This window comes from Streptomyces sp. NPDC001933 (assembly GCF_042890955.1).
Taxonomy (GTDB): domain Bacteria; phylum Actinomycetota; class Actinomycetes; order Streptomycetales; family Streptomycetaceae; genus Streptomyces.
Genome location: NZ_JBIASS010000001.1, coordinates 111144 through 131168 on the forward strand (window position 1 = coordinate 111144; position 20025 = coordinate 131168).

14 protein-coding genes and 1 pseudogene are annotated in these 20025 nt (G+C 74.1%); 5 read left to right on the forward strand and 10 right to left on the reverse strand.

Going from position 1 to position 20025, the window contains the following annotated elements:
• Nucleotides 1-48 precede the first annotated feature (48 nt).
• Complete coding sequence (locus ACFYY7_RS00515) at nucleotides 49-1518, forward strand: S28 family serine protease (RefSeq protein ID WP_388655390.1); 1470 nt, start codon at nucleotides 49-51, stop codon at nucleotides 1516-1518.
• Between the two features lie 81 nt (nucleotides 1519-1599).
• On the opposite strand, the gene ACFYY7_RS00520 is transcribed toward ACFYY7_RS00515, so the two are convergent.
• Nucleotides 1600-3453, reverse strand: coding sequence for a glycoside hydrolase family 3 protein (locus ACFYY7_RS00520; RefSeq protein WP_388655391.1), 1854 nt, complete (start codon nucleotides 3451-3453; stop codon nucleotides 1600-1602).
• A gap of 179 nt (nucleotides 3454-3632) precedes the next feature.
• Complete coding sequence (locus ACFYY7_RS00525) at nucleotides 3633-4553, reverse strand: LysR family transcriptional regulator (RefSeq protein ID WP_388655393.1); 921 nt, start codon at nucleotides 4551-4553, stop codon at nucleotides 3633-3635.
• Between the two features lie 124 nt (nucleotides 4554-4677).
• Here ACFYY7_RS00525 and ACFYY7_RS00530 point away from each other — a divergent pair.
• Nucleotides 4678-5577 (forward strand): annotated as a pseudogene (locus ACFYY7_RS00530) (EamA family transporter); the annotation flags it as partial.
• Between the two features lie 48 nt (nucleotides 5578-5625).
• Here the strand turns inward: ACFYY7_RS00530 and ACFYY7_RS00535 are convergent.
• The 7 genes from ACFYY7_RS00535 to ACFYY7_RS00565 form a co-directional block, all read right to left on the reverse strand.
• Nucleotides 5626-6414 carry a sugar phosphate isomerase/epimerase family protein gene (locus tag ACFYY7_RS00535; RefSeq protein WP_388655395.1) on the reverse strand — a complete coding sequence of 263 codons (789 nt, stop codon included), beginning with the start codon at nucleotides 6412-6414 and terminating at the stop codon, nucleotides 5626-5628.
• Nucleotides 6415-6460: 46 nt separating this feature from the next.
• Complete coding sequence (locus ACFYY7_RS00540) at nucleotides 6461-7066, reverse strand: GAF domain-containing protein (protein ID WP_388655397.1); 606 nt, start codon at nucleotides 7064-7066, stop codon at nucleotides 6461-6463.
• Complete coding sequence (locus ACFYY7_RS00545) at nucleotides 7050-7928, reverse strand: S8 family serine peptidase (protein WP_388655399.1); 879 nt, start codon at nucleotides 7926-7928, stop codon at nucleotides 7050-7052. The genes ACFYY7_RS00540 and ACFYY7_RS00545 overlap by 17 nt, the downstream gene beginning before the upstream one ends.
• A 3-nt stretch (nucleotides 7929-7931) precedes the next feature.
• Complete coding sequence (locus ACFYY7_RS00550; RefSeq protein ID WP_388655401.1) at nucleotides 7932-11180, reverse strand: adenylate/guanylate cyclase domain-containing protein; 3249 nt, start codon at nucleotides 11178-11180, stop codon at nucleotides 7932-7934.
• A 116-nt stretch (nucleotides 11181-11296) separates the two neighbouring features.
• Nucleotides 11297-11497 carry an aroma-sacti cluster domain-containing protein gene (locus ACFYY7_RS00555; RefSeq protein ID WP_376629841.1) on the reverse strand — a complete coding sequence of 67 codons (201 nt, stop codon included), beginning with the start codon at nucleotides 11495-11497 and terminating at the stop codon, nucleotides 11297-11299.
• Nucleotides 11494-12258: an iron-containing redox enzyme family protein gene (locus ACFYY7_RS00560; protein ID WP_388655403.1), complete on the reverse strand. Its 765-nt coding sequence runs from the start codon at nucleotides 12256-12258 to the stop codon at nucleotides 11494-11496. Before ACFYY7_RS00560 ends, ACFYY7_RS00555 begins: the two co-directional genes overlap by 4 nt.
• On the reverse strand, nucleotides 12255-13361 hold the full coding sequence (locus tag ACFYY7_RS00565) for a radical SAM protein (RefSeq protein WP_388655405.1): 1107 nt from the start codon (nucleotides 13359-13361) through the stop codon (nucleotides 12255-12257). The genes ACFYY7_RS00560 and ACFYY7_RS00565 overlap by 4 nt, the downstream gene beginning before the upstream one ends.
• A 349-nt stretch (nucleotides 13362-13710) precedes the next feature.
• Here ACFYY7_RS00565 and ACFYY7_RS00570 point away from each other — a divergent pair, with 349 nt between their 5' ends.
• The 3 genes from ACFYY7_RS00570 to lanKC all read left to right on the forward strand — a co-directional run bounded on the left by ACFYY7_RS00570 (nucleotide 13711) and on the right by lanKC (nucleotide 18024).
• Nucleotides 13711-13866 (forward strand): hypothetical protein, encoded by a 156-nt coding sequence (locus tag ACFYY7_RS00570; protein ID WP_376629848.1) that lies wholly within the window; start codon nucleotides 13711-13713, stop codon nucleotides 13864-13866.
• 220 nt (nucleotides 13867-14086) lie between these two features.
• On the forward strand, nucleotides 14087-15433 hold the full coding sequence (locus ACFYY7_RS00575) for an MFS transporter (RefSeq protein WP_388655407.1): 1347 nt from the start codon (nucleotides 14087-14089) through the stop codon (nucleotides 15431-15433).
• 23 nt (nucleotides 15434-15456) lie between these two features.
• Entirely contained in the window at nucleotides 15457-18024 is a 2568-nt protein-coding gene (gene lanKC / locus ACFYY7_RS00580; protein WP_388655409.1) for a class III lanthionine synthetase LanKC, read from the forward strand.
• A gap of 62 nt (nucleotides 18025-18086) precedes the next feature.
• Here the strand turns inward: lanKC and ACFYY7_RS00585 are convergent, their stop codons facing one another.
• Nucleotides 18087-19949, reverse strand: coding sequence for a BTAD domain-containing putative transcriptional regulator (locus ACFYY7_RS00585; RefSeq protein WP_388655411.1), 1863 nt, complete (start codon nucleotides 19947-19949; stop codon nucleotides 18087-18089).
• Nucleotides 19950-20025: the final 76 nt, after the last annotated feature.

Below are 20025 nucleotides of genomic sequence, written 5' to 3' on the forward strand. Positions count from 1 at the left end.
GTTGCCCCGCTAGGTTCACGGCGAAAGTTGTGATTCCTGGGAGGGTGTATGCGCAAGGCGTTCAGAGGGTTCCTGTCGCTCGCGGTGCTCATCGGCACGGTGGGCGCGACGGGCGCCTCGGCCGGGGCGGCCACCGCCGCGGAACCGGCAGCGATCCGGACCGGCACCGCCGCCGACAACGGCACCGGTACGGACATCAAGGACCGCATCCTGGCCATCCCGGGGATGAGCCTCGTCGAGGAGAAGCCCTACGCGGGTTACCGCTACTTCGTCCTCAACTACACCCAGCCGGTCGACCACCGGCATCCGTCCAAGGGCACCTTCCAGCAGCGCATCACCCTGCTGCACAAGGACACGTCCCGCCCGACGGTCTTCTACACCGGCGGGTACAACGTCTCCACCAACCCCAGCCGCTCCGAGCCGACCCGGATCGTCGACGGCAACCAGGTCTCGCTGGAGTACCGCTTCTTCACCCCGTCCCGCCCGGCGCCCGCCGACTGGTCCAAGCTCGACATCTGGCAGGCCGCCAGCGACCAGCACCGCGTCTTCACCGCGCTGAAGGCGATCTACACCAAGAACTGGCTGGCCACCGGCGGCTCCAAGGGCGGCATGACGGCCACCTATTTCGAGCGCTTCTACCCCAGGGACATGGACGGCGTCGTCGCGTACGTCGCGCCCAACGACGTGGTGAACAAGGAGGATTCGGCCTACGACCGGTTCTTCGAGAAGGTCGGCACCAAGGAGTGCCGCGACAGGCTGAACGGCGTCCAGCGCGAGGCCCTGGTCCGCCGCGAGCCGCTGGAGAAGAAGTACCGGGAGGATGCCGCCGCGAACGGCTACACCTTCGACACCACCGGCTCGCTCGACAAGGCGTACGAGGCCGTCGTCATGGACTACGTCTGGGCGTACTGGCAGTACAGCCTGCTGTCCGACTGCGACACCATCCCGGCGGACGCCGCCTCGGCCACCGACCAGGAGATCTGGGACTCGATAGACGCGATCTCCGGCTTCTCCGCCTACACGGACCAGGGCCTGGAGCGGTACACCCCGTACTACTACCAGGCGGGCACCCAGCTCGGTTCGCCCGACATCGAGCAGCCGTGGCTCGGCAGCCTGAGCCGGTACGGATACCAGCCGCCGCGCACCTTCGTGCCGCGCTCCATCCCGATGAAGTTCCAGCCGTCGGTGATGCGCGACGTGGACAAGTGGGTGAAGAACCACGCCGACCGGATGCTGTACGTGTACGGGGAGAACGACCCGTGGGGCGCGGAGCGCTTCCGGCCCGGCGCCCGCTCGCACGACAGCTACGTCATGACCGTGCCCGGCGGCAACCACGGTGCCAACGTGGCCGGGCTCGCCGCGGACGACAACGCGAAGGCCACCGCGGCGATCCTGCGCTGGGCGGGCGTCGCTCCGGCCGCGGTGCAGGACGACCCGGCGAAGGCGAAGCCGCTCGCGAAGTTCGACACGCGGCTCGACCGGCAGGACGTGAGGAACGAGCGCCAGCTGCGGCGGTAACCGTTCCGCGATCAGGTTCCGTGAGCCGAGGGAGGGGCTGTGCGCGCGGCGCACAGCCCCTCCCTGCTCCGTGCCTTCCGGCTAGTACGTCAGCCCGTAACCGACCGGGTGCAGCACCTTCGACGGGTCGTCCGCGCGCTGCACCGGGACCGGCAGGGTGCCCCGCGGTTCGGCGCGGCCCGCGATCACCCGGGCGGCGGCCCGCAGTTCGACATCGGTCCAGGAGTACGTGGCCAGGTTCGCCGCGAACCCGGTCCCGGCCAGCTGGGCGATGTCGTACGGATTACGGATCGCCACCGTGATCACCGGGACGCCGGTCGCCGCCAGCGCGTTCACCAGGGTGCGCTGCGAGCTGGTCGCCGAGACGTTGTACGTCGCCACGACCACCGCGTCCTTGCCCTGTGCGGCGGCCACCGCCTCAGCGATCTTCGCCGACGTGGGGGCGGTGCCGGTGGACAGTGCGGTCGCCGCGTGACCCAGTTCGCCGAACGCCGTGGCCAGGGTGGTGGTCGGCGGTCCGGTGGTGCCGGACGGGGAGGCGGGATCGGCGCCGACCACGAGCAGGTTCTTGTGGGAGCGGCGGGAGAGCGGCAGCACCGCGCCGTCGTTGGCGAGCAGCGTGGTGGTGCGCTCGGCGATCCGGTCGGCGGCGGCGAGGTGCGCCCGGGTGCCCACGGTGCGGTCCACCCCCGCGCGGCTGACGAACGGGTTGTCGAACAGCCCGAGCTTCGTCTTCAGCCGCAGGATGCGCAGGATCGATTCATCAATCCGGGCCTCGCTGATCTCACCGCTCTTCACGGCCTCCAGCACGGCGTTCCAGGAGACGTCCAGGCTCGGCGGGTTGAGCAGCTGGTCGACGCCGGCCTTGAGGGCGAGGACCGGCACGCGGTCGTCGCCGTACTTCGTCCGCACACCCTCCATGCCGAGCGAGTCGGTCACCACGACACCGTCGTAGCCCAGCTCCTCGCGCAGGATGCCGGTGAGGATCGGGTGGGAGAGGGTCGCCGGGTCCTCGGCCGGGTCCAGGGCCGGGACCACGATGTGCGCGGTCATGATCGAGTCGATGCCCGCGGCGATCGCGGCCCGGAACGGCGGCTCGTCCAGCTCCGCCCACTGCTCCCGGGTGTGGGTGATGACGGGCAGCCCGGTGTGGCTGTCGGTGCTGGTGTCGCCGTGGCCCGGGAAGTGCTTGGCCGTCGAGGCGATCCCGCTGCTCTGATACCCCTTCACCTGCGCGGCGACCATGGCGGCCACGGACTGCGGGTCGGAGCCGAAGGAGCGTACGCCGATCACCGGGTTGGCCGGGTTGACGTTGACGTCGGCGTCCGGGGCGTAGTTCTGGTTGATGCCGATCGCGGCCAGTTCGGCGCCCGCGATCTGCCCGGCCCGGCGGGCGTCGGAGCGCGAACCGCCCGCGCCCAGCGCCATCGCGCCCGGCATCAGGGTGGCGGGCTCGCCGACCCGGCAGACGATGCCGTGCTCCTGGTCGGTGGAGACGAGGAGCGGCAGGGGGGTGGGGCCGGCGAGACCGGCGCGCTGGATGCCGTTGGAGAGTTCGGCGATCTGGTGCGGGTCGCGGGTGTTGTGCGCCCAGGCGAAGTAGATGATCCCGCCGACGTGGTACCGGTCGATCATCTCGGCGGCGGTGCGGACCCCGATCTCGGCCATGTTGGCGTCGATGTCGGCCTGGTCGGGGTCGGTGGCGGAGTGCCCGTACACCCGCATCACGAAGAGCTGCCCGACCTTCTCCTCCAGGGACATCCCGGAGATGATCCGCTTGAGGCGCTTGGTGGTGGCGGCTGATTCGTGCTGTCCGCTGCTCGCGGACCGCTGGGCGGCGAGCGCGCCCGGGGCGATGCCCGCGCCCGTGACGGCGGCTACAGCCGTCGCGGCGGTGGCGGTGAGGAGGGTGCGTCTGGAGGTGCGGTGGTGCACGTGAGCTCCTTCGGCCGTACTCGGGGACGAGAGGTGGTGAGAGTGGTGAAAGAAACTTCCAAGGAGCACGGATATCCAGAAAATAACTTCCGGTCAAGGGTCCGGACCGTTTTGGGCATCTCCGGCGTGGCAGAGATCGTCCCGACCCCCGCCCGTGGCCCCGCCCCTGCCCCGCCTCCTCAGCCCTGCCCCTGCCCCAGCCCCACCGCGGCGCCGTGCGCCCGCAGCGCGGAGACCGCCGCCGTGATCGCGGGCCGCCGGGCCGCCTCCGTACGCCACAGCGCGTACAGCCGTCGCACCGGCACGGGATCGAGCGGCACCGCCACCACCCCCGGCGGCAGCTGCCCGCGCCCCAGGCGCGGGATCATCGCGACCCCGAGGCCGGCGGCGAGCAGGGCCAGCTGGGTGTGGTTCTCCTCCGCCTGGTGCCGGATGTCCGGCTCGCAGCCCGCCGCCCGCAACGTCCGTACGAGCCAGTCGTGGCAGACCGTCCCCGGCGGCTGGCAGATCCACCGCTCCTTCGCCAGCTCCTCGCGCCGCACCGCGCCCCGCCCGGCGAGGCGATGCCCGGCGGGCACCAGCAGATCGCAGTGGTCGTCGCCGATCACCGCCTGTGCCACGCCCTCGGGGGCGGGCAGCGGGGCGATGTCCCAGTCGTGCGCCACCGCCAGATCGATCACGCCCTTGGCCACCAGGTCGACCGAGAGATGCGGATCGACCTCGGTCATCCGGATGTCCAGCGCCGGGTGCTCCCGGTCCAGCCCGGCCAGTACTCCGGGCAGCAGTCCGCGCGCCGCGGAGGCGAACGCGCCGATCGACAGCCGCCCGGTCGGCAGCCCCCTGCGCTCCTCCAGCGTCGTCTCGGCACGCTCCACGATCGCCAGCAACTGCTGGGCCGTCTCGGCCAGATGGAGCGCCTCCTCGGTCAGTGCGACACCGCGACCGCGCCGTTCCAGCAGCGTGGTGCGGGTCTCCCGCTCCAGCTTGGTGATCTGCTGCGAGACCGCCGACGGGGTGTAGCCGAGCGCGGCGGCGGCACCCGCGACGGAGCCGTGGACGGAGACGGCGTGCAGGGCGCGCAGCCGGGCCAGATCGAGCACCACAACCTCCCGGACGTGACTGATCCACGAGTGGATCAGTCACGTGATTCGTTAGCGAAGCTCAATTTCACCATGAAGAAATCCGCGCTGGTGCTACATGGTCGGTGCGGGTGATCCTCGGTTCATGCGTCCCCTCCACATCGCCCTGGCCGCCCTGGTGGCAGCCGTCTGGGGTGTCAACTTCGTCGTCATCGAGGTCGGCCTCGGGCACTTCCCGCCGCTGCTCTTCTCGGCCCTGCGCTTCCTGGTCGCCGCGCTGCCCGCGGTTTTCTTCGTCGGCCGGCCCAAGGTCGCCTGGAAGTGGATCGTGGGCGTCGGGCTGGTCCTCGGGGTGGCGAAGTTCGGCCTGCTCTTCATCGGCATGGACCGGGGGATGCCCGCCGGTCTGTCCTCCCTGGTGCTCCAGGTCCAGGCGGTCTTCACCGCCCTCTTCGCCGCCGTCGCGCTCGGTGAACGCCCGGGAAGGGTACGGGTGTTGGGGATGGGGGTGGCGCTCGCCGGCATCGGGGTCGCCGCCGTCGACGAAGGGGCGGGCGGGCCCGTGCTCGCCTTCGTCCTGGTGATCGCGGCGGCGGCCTGCTGGGGCGTGTCCAACGTACTGACCCGCAAGGCCGCTCCGCCCGACTCGCTCAACTTCATGGTCTGGGTCTCGACCGTGCCCGTGCTCCCGCTGCTCGGCCTCTCCCTCCTCTTCGAGGGCTGGGACCGCGACAAGGCGGCGCTTACCGCGCTGGACTGGAGCGGCGCCGGGATCATCGTCTACGTCGCCTGGATCACCACCGTCTTCGGCTTCGGCGCCTGGGGCTTCCTGCTCCGCCACCACCCGGCCTCCTCGGTGGCCCCGTTCACCCTGCTCGTCCCGGTCTTCGGGATGTCCTCGGCCGCGCTGCTGCTGGGCGAGTCGGTGAGCCCGCTGCGGTGGTGCGCGGCGGCGCTGCTGGTCGGCGGGGTGGCGCTCACGTCGCTGGCGGGGGCGCGGCGCCCGCGCACCGGGGCCCAGGAAGCCCCGGAGCCGGAGGTGGCGCGGGCCGCCTGACCCGGCCGCGCGCCGCGCCCCCGGCCCGCGCGCCGCCTACTGCTTGGGCGCGCCCAGCCGCAGCAGGTGCTCCCGCCCGGCGTCCAGCAGCCCGGGGAGCTCCGCCGCGGCCGGGTGCCAGCGCTTCTCGTACTCCCAGCAGACCCAGCTGTCCGGGTCCAGCGTGTCCAGGCAGGCACCCAGCGGCAGCACCCCGGCCCCCAGCGCCAACGGCTCGGTGTCCTCGGCCGACGCGATGTCCTTCACCTGTACGTATCCCAGGTGCGGGGCCAGCACCGCATGGCTCGCGGCCGGCTCCTCGCCCGCCAGCCAGGTGTGCATGATGTCCCACAGCGCGCCCACCTGCCGGTGCCCGACCGTCCCGACGACCCGGGCGACATCGACGCCGCCCCGGTGCGAGTCATGGGTTTCCAGCAGGATGCGTACGCCCTGGTCGGCGGCGTGCTCGGCGGCGGCGGCCAGTCGCCGGGCCGCGGTCGCGTCGGCCGTGCCGGGGTCCTGGCCGCCGCCGCCCGGGAAGACCCGGACGTTCTGCGCACCCAGGTCGTGCGCCAGGTCCACCAGCCCGGCCAGCTCGTCCAGCACCGGCGCGTCGTCGCCCTCGGCGGCGGCCCGGACATACCCGGCGACGGTCAGGATCTCGACGCCGCCCTCCTTGAACTCCTGGACGACGGCGGCCCGTTCGTCCGCCGAGAGGCCGGGGTGCACCGGCTCCTCGGGGTGGGCGCGCAACTCCACCCCCTGATAGCCGTGCCCGGCGGCGAGCCGGACGACATCGGCGACCGGCATCCCCGGCACTCCGAGGGTCGAGAAAGCGAGCTTCACGTGCGTGGTCCTTCCATCGTCGTCCGGCCGCCCTGCCGGCCCGGCCTCAGCAGGGCTCCCGGAGCAGCTGCTCCAGACTATCCAGCAGTCTCAGCGCGTCCGCCCGCTGCCGGGGTCCCAGTCGCTCGCCCGGCTCCGGCGCACCGGCCGCCGCCGGCGCGTACGCCGCCATCCGCAATGCCGCGGCGGCCTGCCGGGCGAACATGGCGAGCAGATCCAGTTCCCGGATGTCCGTGCGGGCACGGGGGGACGGGTCGAGCACCTCCAGCACACCGAGCACCCGGCCGTCGCTGATCAGCGGGGCCGCCATCAGGGCGCTGGGCACGAACTCGGTGGACTCGGCGAGCGAACGGTCGAACGAGGAGTCCGTGCTGAGGTCGTCCACCACCATCGGCTCGCCGGACGTCGCCACCCAGCCCGCGATCCCGCGACCGGCCGGGAACCGACGGCCCACCAGGAACTCCTCGCCCTGGCCCGAGACCGCCTGGAAGACCAGTTCGTCCGCCTCCTCGTCCAGCAGGAAGACCGAACTGGCCGCCGCGCCGAAGATCGCGCGGGCCACGTCGACGACGGACTGGAGGAGTTCACGCCGGTGCGGATCGGCCGACGGCACCCTGCCCGCGGCGGACGCTGATTCAGTTCTCGGAGTCATCACAAACCTCTCCTGCCGGGGTGGAAAGCCGCGGACCGAACCGCACGTTGGCCGCGGAGAGATAGAGGGCGTTCTTGAGCTGGAAGGCCGTCATCCTCGGATGGGCCGAGAGCAGCCGCGCACACAGTCCGCTGATGTACGGGGTCGCGAAGCTGTTCCCGGTGGTACGGATCGAGGTGCCGCCCAGCCAGGGCACCGTCACGTTCTGGCCAGGGGCGAAGAACTCCACCGGCGGGTCGGGGTTGTACAGATGCAGGTCCGGGTCCTCCTCCTGGTGGCTGCCCACGGAGATCACCGAGGCGAACCGCCACGGATAGCTCTCCACCGGGGAGTTGTGCGCCGAGGCGACGACGACCGTCCGGTTGAAGTAGGCGTGGTCGGCCAGCGCGTGCAGCTCCTCGGCGAACCGGGCACGGGTGGTGGACAAGGACAGGTTCACCACGTCGAAACCCTGCTCCACCGCCCAGCGCAGCCCGGCCAGCAGCACGTCCCCGGTACCGGAGAACCGCTCGCCCAGCACCCGTACGCTGTGCAGTTCGCAGTCCGGAGCGGTCCGCCGGATGATGCCCGCGCAGGCGGTGCCGTGTCCGCAGGAGTCCCCGGTGTCGGTCGGCCGCACCTCGGTCCCGCCCGTCTCCGGGTCCTTGACCACCACCCATGACGCCTCCACCGGGCCGACGCCCGGATGATCGCGCTCGACGCCCGAGTCCACCACGCAGACCCGTACGCCCCGCCCCGTGCCCGGTACGCCCCCGGCGTCGTGCCCGGGGCCGGCGTCCGCGAGCACCGCCACGTCGTCCGGGCCGCGCCCCCGCAGACTCCAGGTCAGTCCCGGCCCCGGTGCCGTGTCCGTGGTCGTCATCCCTCAGCTCTTCTCCGTCGTGGCCGCCGCCGCTCCGACGGCGAGCCGTTCGGCCCACCGCCGGCCCGGCAGATGTCCCTTCTCCGCGAACCCTTCCCGGGCCTCCCGCGCCGCCGCCGCCGCGCCCGCCGCTTCGCCCAGCAGCGCCAGCGTCCGTGCCCGGTCCAGCGACGCGGTGGCCCGCACCAGCGGGGAGTCGGTCAGCAGGGAGTCCCGCACGGCACGGTCCGCGTGGTGCAGGGCCGCCGCCCCGTCCCCGGCCCCGGCCGCCAGCCGGGCCCGCAGTCCCGCCAGGTCCACCCGGTCCGAGTGCGGCAGCGACCGCGGTGCCCCGACCCCTTCGAGCCACGCACCGGCATCGTCCGGCCGGTCCTCGTCGAGCAGCAGCCGCGCCGCCTCCAGCGCGATGGCCGGACGCATGGACCGGGCCCCGCCGCGCTCCGCCGCACGGTCCGCCCGGACGAGCAGGTCCAGGGCCGGTCCGGTGCGCCCGAGCAGAGCCTCGGCCGTCGCTCGGAACACCGGCAGGAAGACCTCCGCCTCCGCGTACCCCAGCTCGTCGGCCAGCCGCTCCGCCTCGGCCAGGCACTCCCCGGCCCGGTCCGCCCGGCCGTGCAGGGCGTAGAGCACGGCCAGCGGACAGTTCAGCGTGGTCCGTACGGCGGGGCGGCCGGCGCCGTGCGCGGCGAGCAGATCACGGCAGCGGTTCACCGCGACCGGTACCGGCTCCGGGCCGCGCCACAGCGAGATTCCGATGGCCCCGAGCGCGGCCGCCCGCTCCGGCTCGGCCTCCGCCCGCACCGCGTGGTCCAGAGCCAGGGTCAGATCGCGGTCGGCCTCCTCGTGGCGGCCGGCCAGCTGCAACCGCTGCGCGAGCCGCAGCCGGGCCCGGGCCTGCCCGACGGAGTCCCCGGCGGACTCGAAGAGCGGCAGCACCGACCGGGCGGTGGCCGACACATTCGCCGAGGCCGGGTCCAGCACCGCCAGCGCGAGCCGGGCGTGCGCGGCCTCCACCGGTGCGGTCCCGATGGCCAGCACCTGCCGCAGCAGCCGTTCCCCGTCCTCGGAACGGCCGAGTGCGAGACGCACCTCGCCCAGGCGCCGCAACGCCGGGGCCGCGGCCGGATCACCGGCCGGGTGCAGGTCCACGGCCCGCTCCAACAGGCCCTGGGCCCAGTGCAGATCGGAACGGGCCAGGGCCTGCGCACCGGCCGAGGCGAGCGCCGCGGCGGCCCGGACCCGCAGGGCGGCGGCCCGGTCGTCGGCCAGACCGAGCTCGGTGCGGTACCGGTACGCCCGCTCCAGGTGCCCGCCGACCGCCGCCTCGCCCGCCGCCGTCACACTGGGCAGCTCGGACGCCCAGGCGTGCCGCTCGGCCTTGGCCCGCTTCGACAGGGAGGCGTACGCCACCTCCTGGACCAGACCGCTGCTGAACCGGTGCCGGCCCGTACCCGGTTCGCCGCCGGGCGCGGCCTCCACCAGCCGTCGTCCGCACAGCCTGGCCAGCGCGCGGGCGACCCGGCCGCGGTCGTCCTCCGGTGCGGACACGTCGGGGCGGGCGGCCGGGACGGTACGGGCCGCGCCCTCCGTCTCGCGTGCCGCCCGGGCCAGCCGGACGAGTTCGGGCGCGGTGAAGTCCCGGCCGACGACCGCCGCCAGGTCCAGCGTGGTGCGTTCGGCACGCTCCAGTGCGCCGATCCGGGCACCGAGCAGCGCCTGGAGGGTCGGCGGCAGCGCCGCGCCCGGCACGTTCCGCGCACCCTCCGGCGCCGGGCCCGCGGGGACGAGGAGCTGTTCCAGATAGAGCGGGTTGCCCTCGGCCCGGTCGTACAGCTCACGGTCGTACCAGCCGGGGGCGGCCGGAGCGGCTTCGTCCGGGACGGTGTCGTCCGGGGCGGTTCCCGCGCCCGGCCCGGTCAGTTCGCGGGCCAGCAGGGCGGCCTCGTCGCGCGGCAGCCCGGTGAGCGGCAGGATCTGCGCCGGACGCGCGGCCGGGTCGGCGACGGCCGGGGGGCCGTCCGGGCGGCCCGGACACACGATGAGTCCACCCGCCCGGCCGAGCGGCCCGGCCAGCCGGTTCACCGTCCGCACCAGCAGCGGTTCGGCCCAGTGCCAGTCGTCGAGTACCAGCAGGACCGGCCGCCGCCCCGCCGTCCGGGACAGCACGGTGACCAGCGCCGCGCACATGTCCTCGAACGGGGCGTTGGGCGTGCCGTCGTGCAGCAGACCGCCGCGCAGCAGCGCCCAGGCGTCCGCCACGGACGCACCGGACCGCCCGGACGCCCCGCCCAGCGCCTCCCGGGCGACGGGCGAGCCGAGCACCTCCCGCACCGCGTCGGCCAGCGGCGCGAGGGTGCCGTGGTCGCCGTAACTGCGACAGCGCCCGGTGCCGACGACCGGCCGGTCGGGCCCGTCGAGTCCGGTCAGCCACTCGCGCGCCAGCCGGGTCTTGCCGATCCCCGCGTCACCGACGAGGCGGACAAGACCCGGGCCCGCCCCGCGCACCGTACGGTCCAACGCCTCGTCCAGCGACGCCAGTTCCGCGGCGCGGCCGATGAACGGCACGTCGAAACGGCGCAGCAGCTCCGGGTCGTCGGCGCCGAGCGCGATCAGCCGGTACGCGTGCACGCTGTCGGCCTTGCCCTTGAGCCGCAGCGGGCCCGTCTCCTGCACGACCACGGTCGGACCGGCCGCCTCCAGGGTCTGCGGGCCGATCAGGATCTCACCGGCCGCCGCGTTCTGCTCCAGCCGGGCAGCCACGTTCACCGTCTCGCCCGAGATCAGCGCCTGTCGGGTGCTGGCATCGGAACTCGCCACCACCTGACCGGTGTTGACGCCGATCCGGATGTCGAGCCGGATGCCCAGGGTGGCTTCGAGATCGGTGTTCAGCTCCGCCAGCGCCTCGCGCATGCCGAGCGCCGCGGCGAGCGCTCGCCGCGCGTCGTCCTCACGCATCACCGGCACCCCGAACACCGCCATCACGGCATCGCCGATGAACTTCTCCGGAGTGCCGCCGTGCGCCTCGATCCGCTCGCTCATCACCGCGAAGTAGCGCAGCGTCACGATGCGCAGGGTCTCCGGGTCCAGCAGCCCGGACAGCGCCGTGGAGCCCACCAGATCGCAGAAGACCGCGGTGACCAGCTTGCGTTCGTCCTCCGGTGCCGCGGCGACCGGGGACGGGCACGGGGTGCCGCAGGACGGGCAGAACCGTGCGGCGGCGGGCAGTTCGTGCCGGCACGAGGTGCAGTTCATCAGGGTTCCTCTCTGCTTGGTCCGGCCGGAGCGGCGGGCCGGGTCACGGGAACCGGCCCGCCGCGCGGTGACGGTCCTGACGGGGCAGGACCCGGACGGCCCCGGGCCGGCCGGCCTCAGAAGAGGGCGCCGCCCGCGATCTCGCCGTGCGCCTGCACCTCGGGCCCCACGGCGTCGAGCCGGCTCTTGATGTCGAGCAGCACGGTGAGTTCCTCCGGTGCGAGGTCGTCGAGCACCTGGCGCTGTTCGTCGGTGAGCAGATCGACGGCGAAGCCGGCGCCGTACAGCACGGCGAGCCGGTCCGGTGGTTCGGTCATGTCTGGCCTTCCCTCGGGACGGACCGCCCGGCTCCCCGCACCGGCGGAGCCGGTCCGGTGCGCCCGAGCCGGACGAACAACTGGGTGAGCGCGTCCGTGGTGTGCAGGGCGCTGACGGCGACGGCCGTCTCCTGGCCCCGCGACAGCGGCAACCGGTCGAGCAGTGCGTACAGTTCGCCGGCGTGGCCGTCGTCGAGCCGCGCGTGCTCGTGCACGGTGCGGAACGCCGGGGCGGGCAGCCCGGTCGAGCGGGCCAGCCGCGGTGCGAGGCCGGCCGCCGGGGCGTGCCCCTCCAGCACCGCAATGTAGCCGAGCAGCGCCACCGGGTGGTGGTGCTCGATCCAGTAGTACTGGGCCCCCGCCAGGGAGGCGACGAGCGGGGAGGGGACCGGGTCCAGCGCGGCCCGGGGCCCGCTGCCCGCCGCCGACAGATCCTCCAGCAGCCAGCTGTCGTGCTCCGCCTCCTCCCGGATGTGCCTGTCCAGGTAGGCGGCCAGCGGCGCCCCCAGCGGATCGCCGCACCGGGCCAGCTGCCCGGCCCGTTCGGCGGCCCGTTCCATCAGCGGTACGGAGGCCCGGATGACCGTGTGCATCGCGCACAGGTACGCCCGATAGCGGGGCAACAGCCCCTCGGGCCGCCACAGCGCGGCCGACGAGGCACGCAACGCCGGTTCGGCGAAGGCGAGTTTGACCCGCAGCCGTTCGGAGGCCGGCAGCCCGCGCCCGCCGCAGCGCGCTCCCGGCGCCCCGGCGGGGTTCACGACCCGGTTCCTTCCGTCGCCGGACGGGGGTTCCGTCCGCCGCCCGGGGCCGCCACCAGACCGGCGTACGCGGCGCAGCCGTGGCGTCGTACCAGTGACACCGGACCCTGCTCGTGCTGCCGGCGGGCGGCGGTCAGATCGAGGAGCGCGCCGGCGGCGCCCGAGGCCAGCGCGTCGGCCGCCGCGACCACCTCCGGCAGCCCGCTCAGCCGTCGGCAGTCCCCGCAGTAGGAACCGGCCGGTGTGCCGGGCGACCAGCGCTGCCGCAGATGGGCCGGGCCGACCGTGCGGACCAGACGCAGCAGCGGCGAACCGAGCGTCCGCGACCGTACGGCCGGCCAGTCGTCCTGCGCGACATGGCCGAGCCGCAGATGGGGCGGTACGGGGCGGTGGTCCACGGTGTCCTGGTTGCAGCAGGCCAGGACCGTTCCGTCGAAGGCGACCACCGGCCAGGCGGCCATCGCACACGGCAGCGCCCCCTCGCCGTCCGGCACGGTCCGGGCCGGACGGGCCCAGGACGCGGCCCGGCCGAACGGCCGCACCTCGTTGACCAGGGACGGCACCGTGCCGTTGAAGGCCCGGTCGATGTCCGCGGTCACGTCCGCGAGATAGCCGTCGTCCGCTCCGGTGCCGGTGAGATGGAAGCTGACCGCCACCCCCAGTTCGCGGATCTCGCGCACCGCGCGGAACACTGCGGCCCGGGGCACCTCCCGCTCGTGCGGCAGGTCGAGGCTGGCGGAGAAGTGGTCGAGCGTGCGCACCGCCCGCCGCACCGGGTCCGGGAGCCCGCCGGACCGGGCGAAGAACATGCCGCTGAGCAGCGCGGTCCGGGTGCCGGCGGCCCGCGCGGAGCGGGCGAGCGAGGTCACCAGGCCGGGCCGGAGCAGGGGTTCACCGCCGGTCAGCATCATCACCTCGGGCCGGTCGGCGGCGGTGAACGAGGAGACGAACCGCTCCAGCGCGTCCGCCTCCGGTTCCTCCCGCACCTCCGGCCCGGAACCGGTGGAGCAGTGGGCGCAGCGCAGCGGACAGCGGCGGGTGAGGGTGACCAGCACTCCACCGGCCGGGACCGGCCGCAGTCCGATGAGTTCGGCGAGCTCCATCCGGCCGTCTCCTTCGGGCGTAGGGGCGCGGCGCGCGGCCGCCGTGCGCGGACACAGCGTCCCGCCGGACGGTTCGGCACCGGTCCGGATCCGGTTCGGGGCCGGTATGGCCGCAGGCCGGACGGTGTCCGCCGGCCCGTCACCGGCACCGGCGGACGCCCGCCCGCTCCCGTCCACCGCCGGTGAACTGCCGGGATACCGCCGCCATACCGGCGTCGAGCCGTTTGCCAGGCCGGGGCTCCTAACTTTCTGCTCAGCGGCAGGCACCCGCCGGCCGCAACCGGAAGAACCGGGGCACGCCCCGGAACGACCGGAGACCGCTGAGTCATACGAGTGGACGGAGACCACCATGGCCGAGAACACCAAGCCCGCCGGCGACGACAACGAGACCCCCGAGGTCGAGGCGCACTCCGTTCTGGACCTGCAGGAGACCGCGGGTGTCCACGAGCGTGAGATCGACGGCAGCTGCGTCAGCACCGTGAGCCTCATCCTGTCGGAGCAGTAAGGGCTGATGACCGGGCCGCGGCGCCACCCCGGGGAGGAATCTTCCCCGGTGGCGCCCCGGCCGGCCGGAACGGGGCGGCTCCGTGACACGGAGACCGCCCCGCCTCGCTTTCCTGGGCCGGGCCCCCGCGTTCACCGGGCCCCGACCCCGGTGCCGGGCCGTCGCCTTCGCCGGGCCACTGGCCGAGCCCTGTCCCCGAACCACCGACCGGGAGCCGACGATGGCCGCCTCGCTACGAAACAACCGGGACTTCCGACTGCTCTGGATGAGCGGTCTGTTCGCCGTTCTCGGCACTCAGATGACCGCACTGGCCCTGCCGCTCCTGGTGCTCCGCGAGACCGGATCGGCCGTGCAGGCCGGTGCGATCGGCACGGTGTCCGTCACCGCGGTCCTGATCACCATGCTTCCCGGCGGGGTGATGGCCGACCGGGTGGAGCGCCGCAGGCTGATGCGCCTGTGCGACCTGGGCAGTTTCTGTGTCGTCGGCGCCCTCGTCGTGGCGGTGTGGACCGGACACGTCCCGCTGGTCCTGGTGCTGCTGGTAGCGGGCGCGGGCGCCGTCATCGGCAGCCTCTACGGGCCCGCCGCGTTCGGGCTGATGAGGAGCGTCGTGCCCCCCGAGGACATGGGGACCGCGACCGCCCGCCTCCAGGCCCGTACCGCCACCGCGCGGCTGGTGGGACCGATGGTCGGGGGCGCCCTGTTCGGTCTGCACCCGGTGCTGCCGTTTCTCGCCGAGGCCATCGGGCTCCTGCTGTCCACGGTCTGCGTGGCCCTGGTACGCACCCGGTCCAGGTCCGGGAGCGGGGCCGGATCGGCTTTCAGCAAGGCCGAGTTGACCGCCGGGCTCTCGTTCCTGTGGCGGTTGCCCTATCTGCGGACCGTACTCCTCGTCTTCGGACTCGGCATGAACTTCGCCTTCGGCGCCCTGACGTTCACCGCGCTGACCGTCTTCTCGGGCGGCGGAAGGTCCGGGCTCGGCGGCGGCACCGTCGTCACCTTCATCTCGGTCGGGGCCCTCAGCGGCGCGCTCCTCGCGCCCCGGCTGCGTCCCGAACGTCACACCTGGGCGCTGATCGCCGCCACCTGCTGGTTCTGCGTGGCGAGCGCCCTCGCGATGGCCTGGGTCCGGGTTCCGTTGTTCGCCGGGCTGCTCTGCGCCGCCTGCATGTGTCTGTCCACCGTGGCCAGCATCGGCTTCCTCTCCACCCTGCTGGCCGTCACCCCCGGCGACCGGGTGGGCAGGGTGCAGAGCGCCGCCGGGTTCCTCTCCTCGCTGGTCCAGCCGTTCGGGCCGCTGGCCGGGGGCGCGCTCCTCACTGCCTTCGGCAGCCGGACGACGTTCGGGGCGATCGCCGGGGTCCTCGCGGTGTCCGCCGCCGTCGTCACGTTCGCCCCGTCCGCCCGGCCTGGCTCGGCACCACCCGAACCGGCCGCACCGGACGCCCCGTCCGACGCCGAGCCGGCGGACGCGGCGGACGTACGGCCCGGATCGGACATACCGCCCGCACCGGCCGCGGCCGAGACCCCCGCGGACCGTACCGGGGCCGGCAGCCCCCGCCCCTGACCACGAACCACAGGAGGTATGCCGTGCCCGGCATCCAGGAGACCCAGCTGTACTGCCTCGCCGACCGCCGCTACTACGAGACCCCGGACCGGCTGCCCGACGAGAACACCCGCTACCCGCTCGACCGCGCCGAACCGCCCGCCGGCTGGCGGCGCGGCACCGGCGGCCTGTGGACCGCGCTGCACCCCGAATCCGCCCGGCTCCCCGAACAGGGCTGGAAGATCCACGTCTCCACCGTCCCGGAGGAGGCCGAGCGAACCCTCGCCGACACCGCCCGGATCTGCCTGGAGCAGGGCGTGGCGTTCAAGTTCCTGCGCAGCGAACGCGCCCTGCGGCTGATGTCGGCGAAGTACATGAACCGGTCCGGCGCGGGGAAGTTCCTCACCCTCTACCCCGAGGACGAACCCGCGCTCCTGAAGCTGCTCGATGCCCTGGGCGAGGCCCTGGACGGGCGCAGCGGACCGTACGTACTCAGCGACCTGCGGATCGGGAACTCTCCCGTGCACGTCCGCTACGGCGCGTTCGTCGAACTCTGGTGCAGGGACGCCGACGGGGAACGCGTCCGCGCGATGCGCCACCCGTCCGGCCGACTCGTCCCCGACACCCGTGGCGTGGTCTTCCGGATGCCCGAGTGGGTGACCGTCCCCGCCGAGCTGCGCCCCCACCTCGCCGCCCGTGCCGCAGCCCACGACGACGGCTTCCCGTACGTGGTCACCGAGGCGCTCCAGTTCTCCAACGCGGGCGGCATCTACCTGGCCGAACACCGCACCACCAAGCAGCGGGTGGTGCTGCGCGAGGCCCGGCCGCTCTGCGGACTCGACCCCGCCGGGGACGACGCCGTCACCCGGCTGCACCGCGAGCACCGGGCCCTGACCCGGCTCGCCGGACTCGACTGCGTGCCCGAGGTGTACGGCGTCCGCACGGTCTGGGAACACCACTTCCTCATCGAGGAGTACATCGAGGGCACCACCCTGTTCGACGAGATCGTCGAGCGTTTCCCGCTGGTGCGCGGCGAACGCACCCGCGCCGAACTCGACGCCTACGCCCGCTGGGCCCGGTCCGTCACGACCCGGCTCGCCGACGCCCTGGACCGGATCCACGCCCGCGGACTGCGGTTCGGGGACGTGCACCCCGCCAACATCATCCTGCGCCCCGACGGCCGTCTGGTCCTGATCGACTTCGAGTACGCCACCGACCTCGACGACCAGGACACCCCGCTGGCGGGCGCCCCCGGCCTCCAGGCCCCGTACGGCACCGAGGGCGCCGAGGCGGACGACTACGCGCTCTGGGCGATCTGGCTGCACATCCTGATGCCGTTGATGGAGGTGACCGACCACGACCGGGGCAAGGCCCTCACCATCGAACGCTGGGCCCGTGCCCGGTACGGCCCGGCCGCCGCCGGCGGCCCGGCCCGCCCCGCCGCGCTCTCCCACGGACTCCCGGCGGACAGCGGCGAATCCACGGTGGACGCGCTGCTGCGCGGCCCGGAACCGGACTGGCCCGGCATCCGCGAACGGCTCGTCGCGGGCATCCACGCCGGGGCCACCCCGGACCGCACCGACCGGCTCTTCCCCGGCGACCCGGCGGGCTTCACCACCGGCGGGATCTGCGCCGCGAACGGTGCCGCCGGGGTGCTGTACGCCCTGCACCGCGTCGGCGCCCCGGTCCCCGGCGAGTACGTCGACTGGCTGGCGCGCACGGCACCGCGCCGCGCCCCGGACACCCCCGGCGGGCTCTTCGACGGGCTGCCCGGCGTCGCACTGGTCCTGGCCCGGCTCGGCCGCCGCGAGGAGGGCCGCGAACTGCTCGACAGGGCCCTGCGGGCCCCCGCATCCACCTCGGCCGACCTGCGCACCGGTACGGCGGGAACGGCGCTGGCGGCCCTGAGGTTCGCCACGGACAAAACCGGCGAGCCCGACCGGGAACTCCTCGACCGGGCCCTGCGGACCGCCTGGGAACTCGACTCGCTGGTCCGCGACGAGCCAACCGCCGACGGCCCCTCCGCCCCGCATTCGGCGGGTCTGCTGAGCGGGCTCTGCGGGGCCGCGCTGCTCCATCTCGAACTGCACGCGCACACCGGCGAGGACTGGCTGCTCCGCGCCGCCGGGGCGGCACTCGCCCGGGAGGCCGGGCACTGCGTGACCATGCCGGGCGGCAGCGTGCAGGTGAAGGACGGGAAGCGCCATCTGCTCTACCTGGACCAGGGCAGCGGCGGCGTGGCCCTGGTCGCGCAGCGCTATCTGACCCACCGGGAGGACCCGGCGCTCGCCGCCCTGCTGCCCGGCATCGGGCAGGGATGCGTCCTGGAGTTCATCCGCGAACCGGGGCTCTTCAGGGGCCGCAGCGGACTGGTGGCCACCGCCCACCAGCTCGCCGGCGGCGGGCCGGGGCCCGAGGTGCTGGACTCGGTACGGAACCTCTCCTGGCACCTGGTCGCCGAACAGGACCGGCTGCTGGTGCCGGGTTCCCGGCTGCGCCGGTTCTCCGCCGATCTCGCGACCGGCGCGGCGGGGGTACTGCTCGGCCTGCACACCGTGTTCGCGACGCCGGACGAACGGCCCGACCTGCTGGACGTGCTGACGCTGGCGTGAGACGCGGCCACCGCCCGGTCCGGTCGGAACCGGGCCGGGCGGTGGCCCGAGGGGCGTCGGGCCTACGTGTGGTGGGCCCCCGCCGGTTCCGGTACGGCGTTGCGTTCGCGGGCGTACAGGCTCGTCAGACGCGGCAGTTCGTACAGCACGCAGTGTGCGGTGACCTCGCCGCTGGGGGAGGACACCACCCCGGCGTCGATCAGTGACTCCACCGCTCGCAGCGCCTGCCGTTCACCGCAGCCGAGTGCCGCCATCGCCTCCGGCAAGGTGAACGGTCCCTCGCGGACCGCGGAGGCCAGCAGGGTCAGCGCCTGTCCGCTCCCGGGCGACAGGTCCTGCCAGCCGGAGGCCAGCCGGGCACGCACCGAGATGTCCCCGGCCACCAGCTCGTCCAGCGCCCCGGCCGGATCGGCCAGCCGTTCCGCGTACTCGGCCAGCGGCAGATGGCGCAGCACCGCCAGCCGCATCCCGCTCACCCGCACCGCCAGCGGAAGCAGCCCGCAGGCGTCGACCATGCGCAGCGCGGCGGCCCGGTCCAGACCCACCCGACCCGGTCCGATCAGCCGGCCCAGCAGTGCCAGCGCCTCGGCCGGGGCCAGCGGGGGCAGCGCGATCCGGTGCACCGGCGCGAGCCCGGCCAGCTGACCGCGCGCGGTCAGGACGAACGAACTCCCCCCGGTTCCCGGCAGCAGGGCCCGTACCGCCGCCTCGTCCGGTACGTCGTCGAGCACGACCAGCGCGCGGTGCGCGGCCAGCCAGTGCCGCCAGTGCTCCGCGTCCGTCATCGGCTCCGCCGGATGCGGACCGCCGGTCAGCCGGGCCAGTTCGCCGACGACCTCCGCGGAGGGGCGCACCGCCCCCTGGCCGTCGCGGACCCGGATGTGGATCCGGCCGTCCGGGTACCGGTCGGCCAGCAGATGGGCCGCCCGCACCGCGAGCGCCGTCTTCCCGGTCCCGGCGGCCCCGGTGACCGCCACCACCCGGCCGCTCTCCCCGCCCAGGACGTCCAGCAGTTCCCGCAGTTGCTCGCCCCGGCCGGTGAAATCGGGTATCTCGGCGGGCAGCACCGCCCGCAGCGCGGGTGCCCGACGCGCCGGAGCTGCGCTCCCCGGCCGGTCCGCGGTGTCCCGGCCGGTCAGCATCGCACGGTGCCGGGCGGCGATGGCCGCCCCCGGCTCCAGTCCCAACTCCCGTGCCAGCAACTGGCGGTAGTCGTCGTACACGGCGAGCGCCTCGGCCCGGCGGCCGGTCCGGTGCAGGGCGTCCATCCAGGCCGCCCGGATGCGTTCGCGGGACGGATGCCGTTCGGCGAGGTCCCGGAGCCCGTCCACCACGGCGGGCGCCCGCCCCAGCGCGATCTCCGTCTCGGCCCAGTCCTCGTGCACGGTCAGGCACCGGGCCTCCAGCCGCTCCGCCGCCGCGGCCACCTCCGGCGAGTCGCGCAGATCGTGCAGCGGCGGCCCGTGCCACAGGTCCAGCGCCCGGCGCAGCAGACCGGCGGCGGCGCGCGGATCGCCGTCGTCGGCGGCCCGGCGGCCGGCCGCGGCCAGCGACCGGAACCGCAGGGCGTCCAGCTCGTCCTCGCCGACCCGCAGCAGATAGCCGCCGCAGGAGTGCACCAGCCGTTCCCCGCCACCGCCGTCCGGCCCCTCGGGACACCGTGCGCCGAGCAGCGCCCGGGTGGAACTGATGTACACCTGGAGGTTCTTGCGTGCCGTGCGGGGCGGCGCGTCCGGCCACACCGCGTCGGTGAGGACGTCCACCGGTACCGGAGTGCTGGGCCTGCTGAGCAGCATGGCCAGGACCAGCCGCTGTTTGCGCGGCCCGAGAAGCAGCGGTCGCCCGTCCAGATGCCCGGAGAGCGGGCCGAGGACCGAGAGGCTCAGCGCACCGGAGGACGGGGCGCGGGTGGGGAGTCGGGTCATGGACGGGCCTCCGAAGAACCGGGGGACGGCGGTGGCGGGCTGCCGGTCGTACCCCTGGATGGTCCGCCGACGGCTG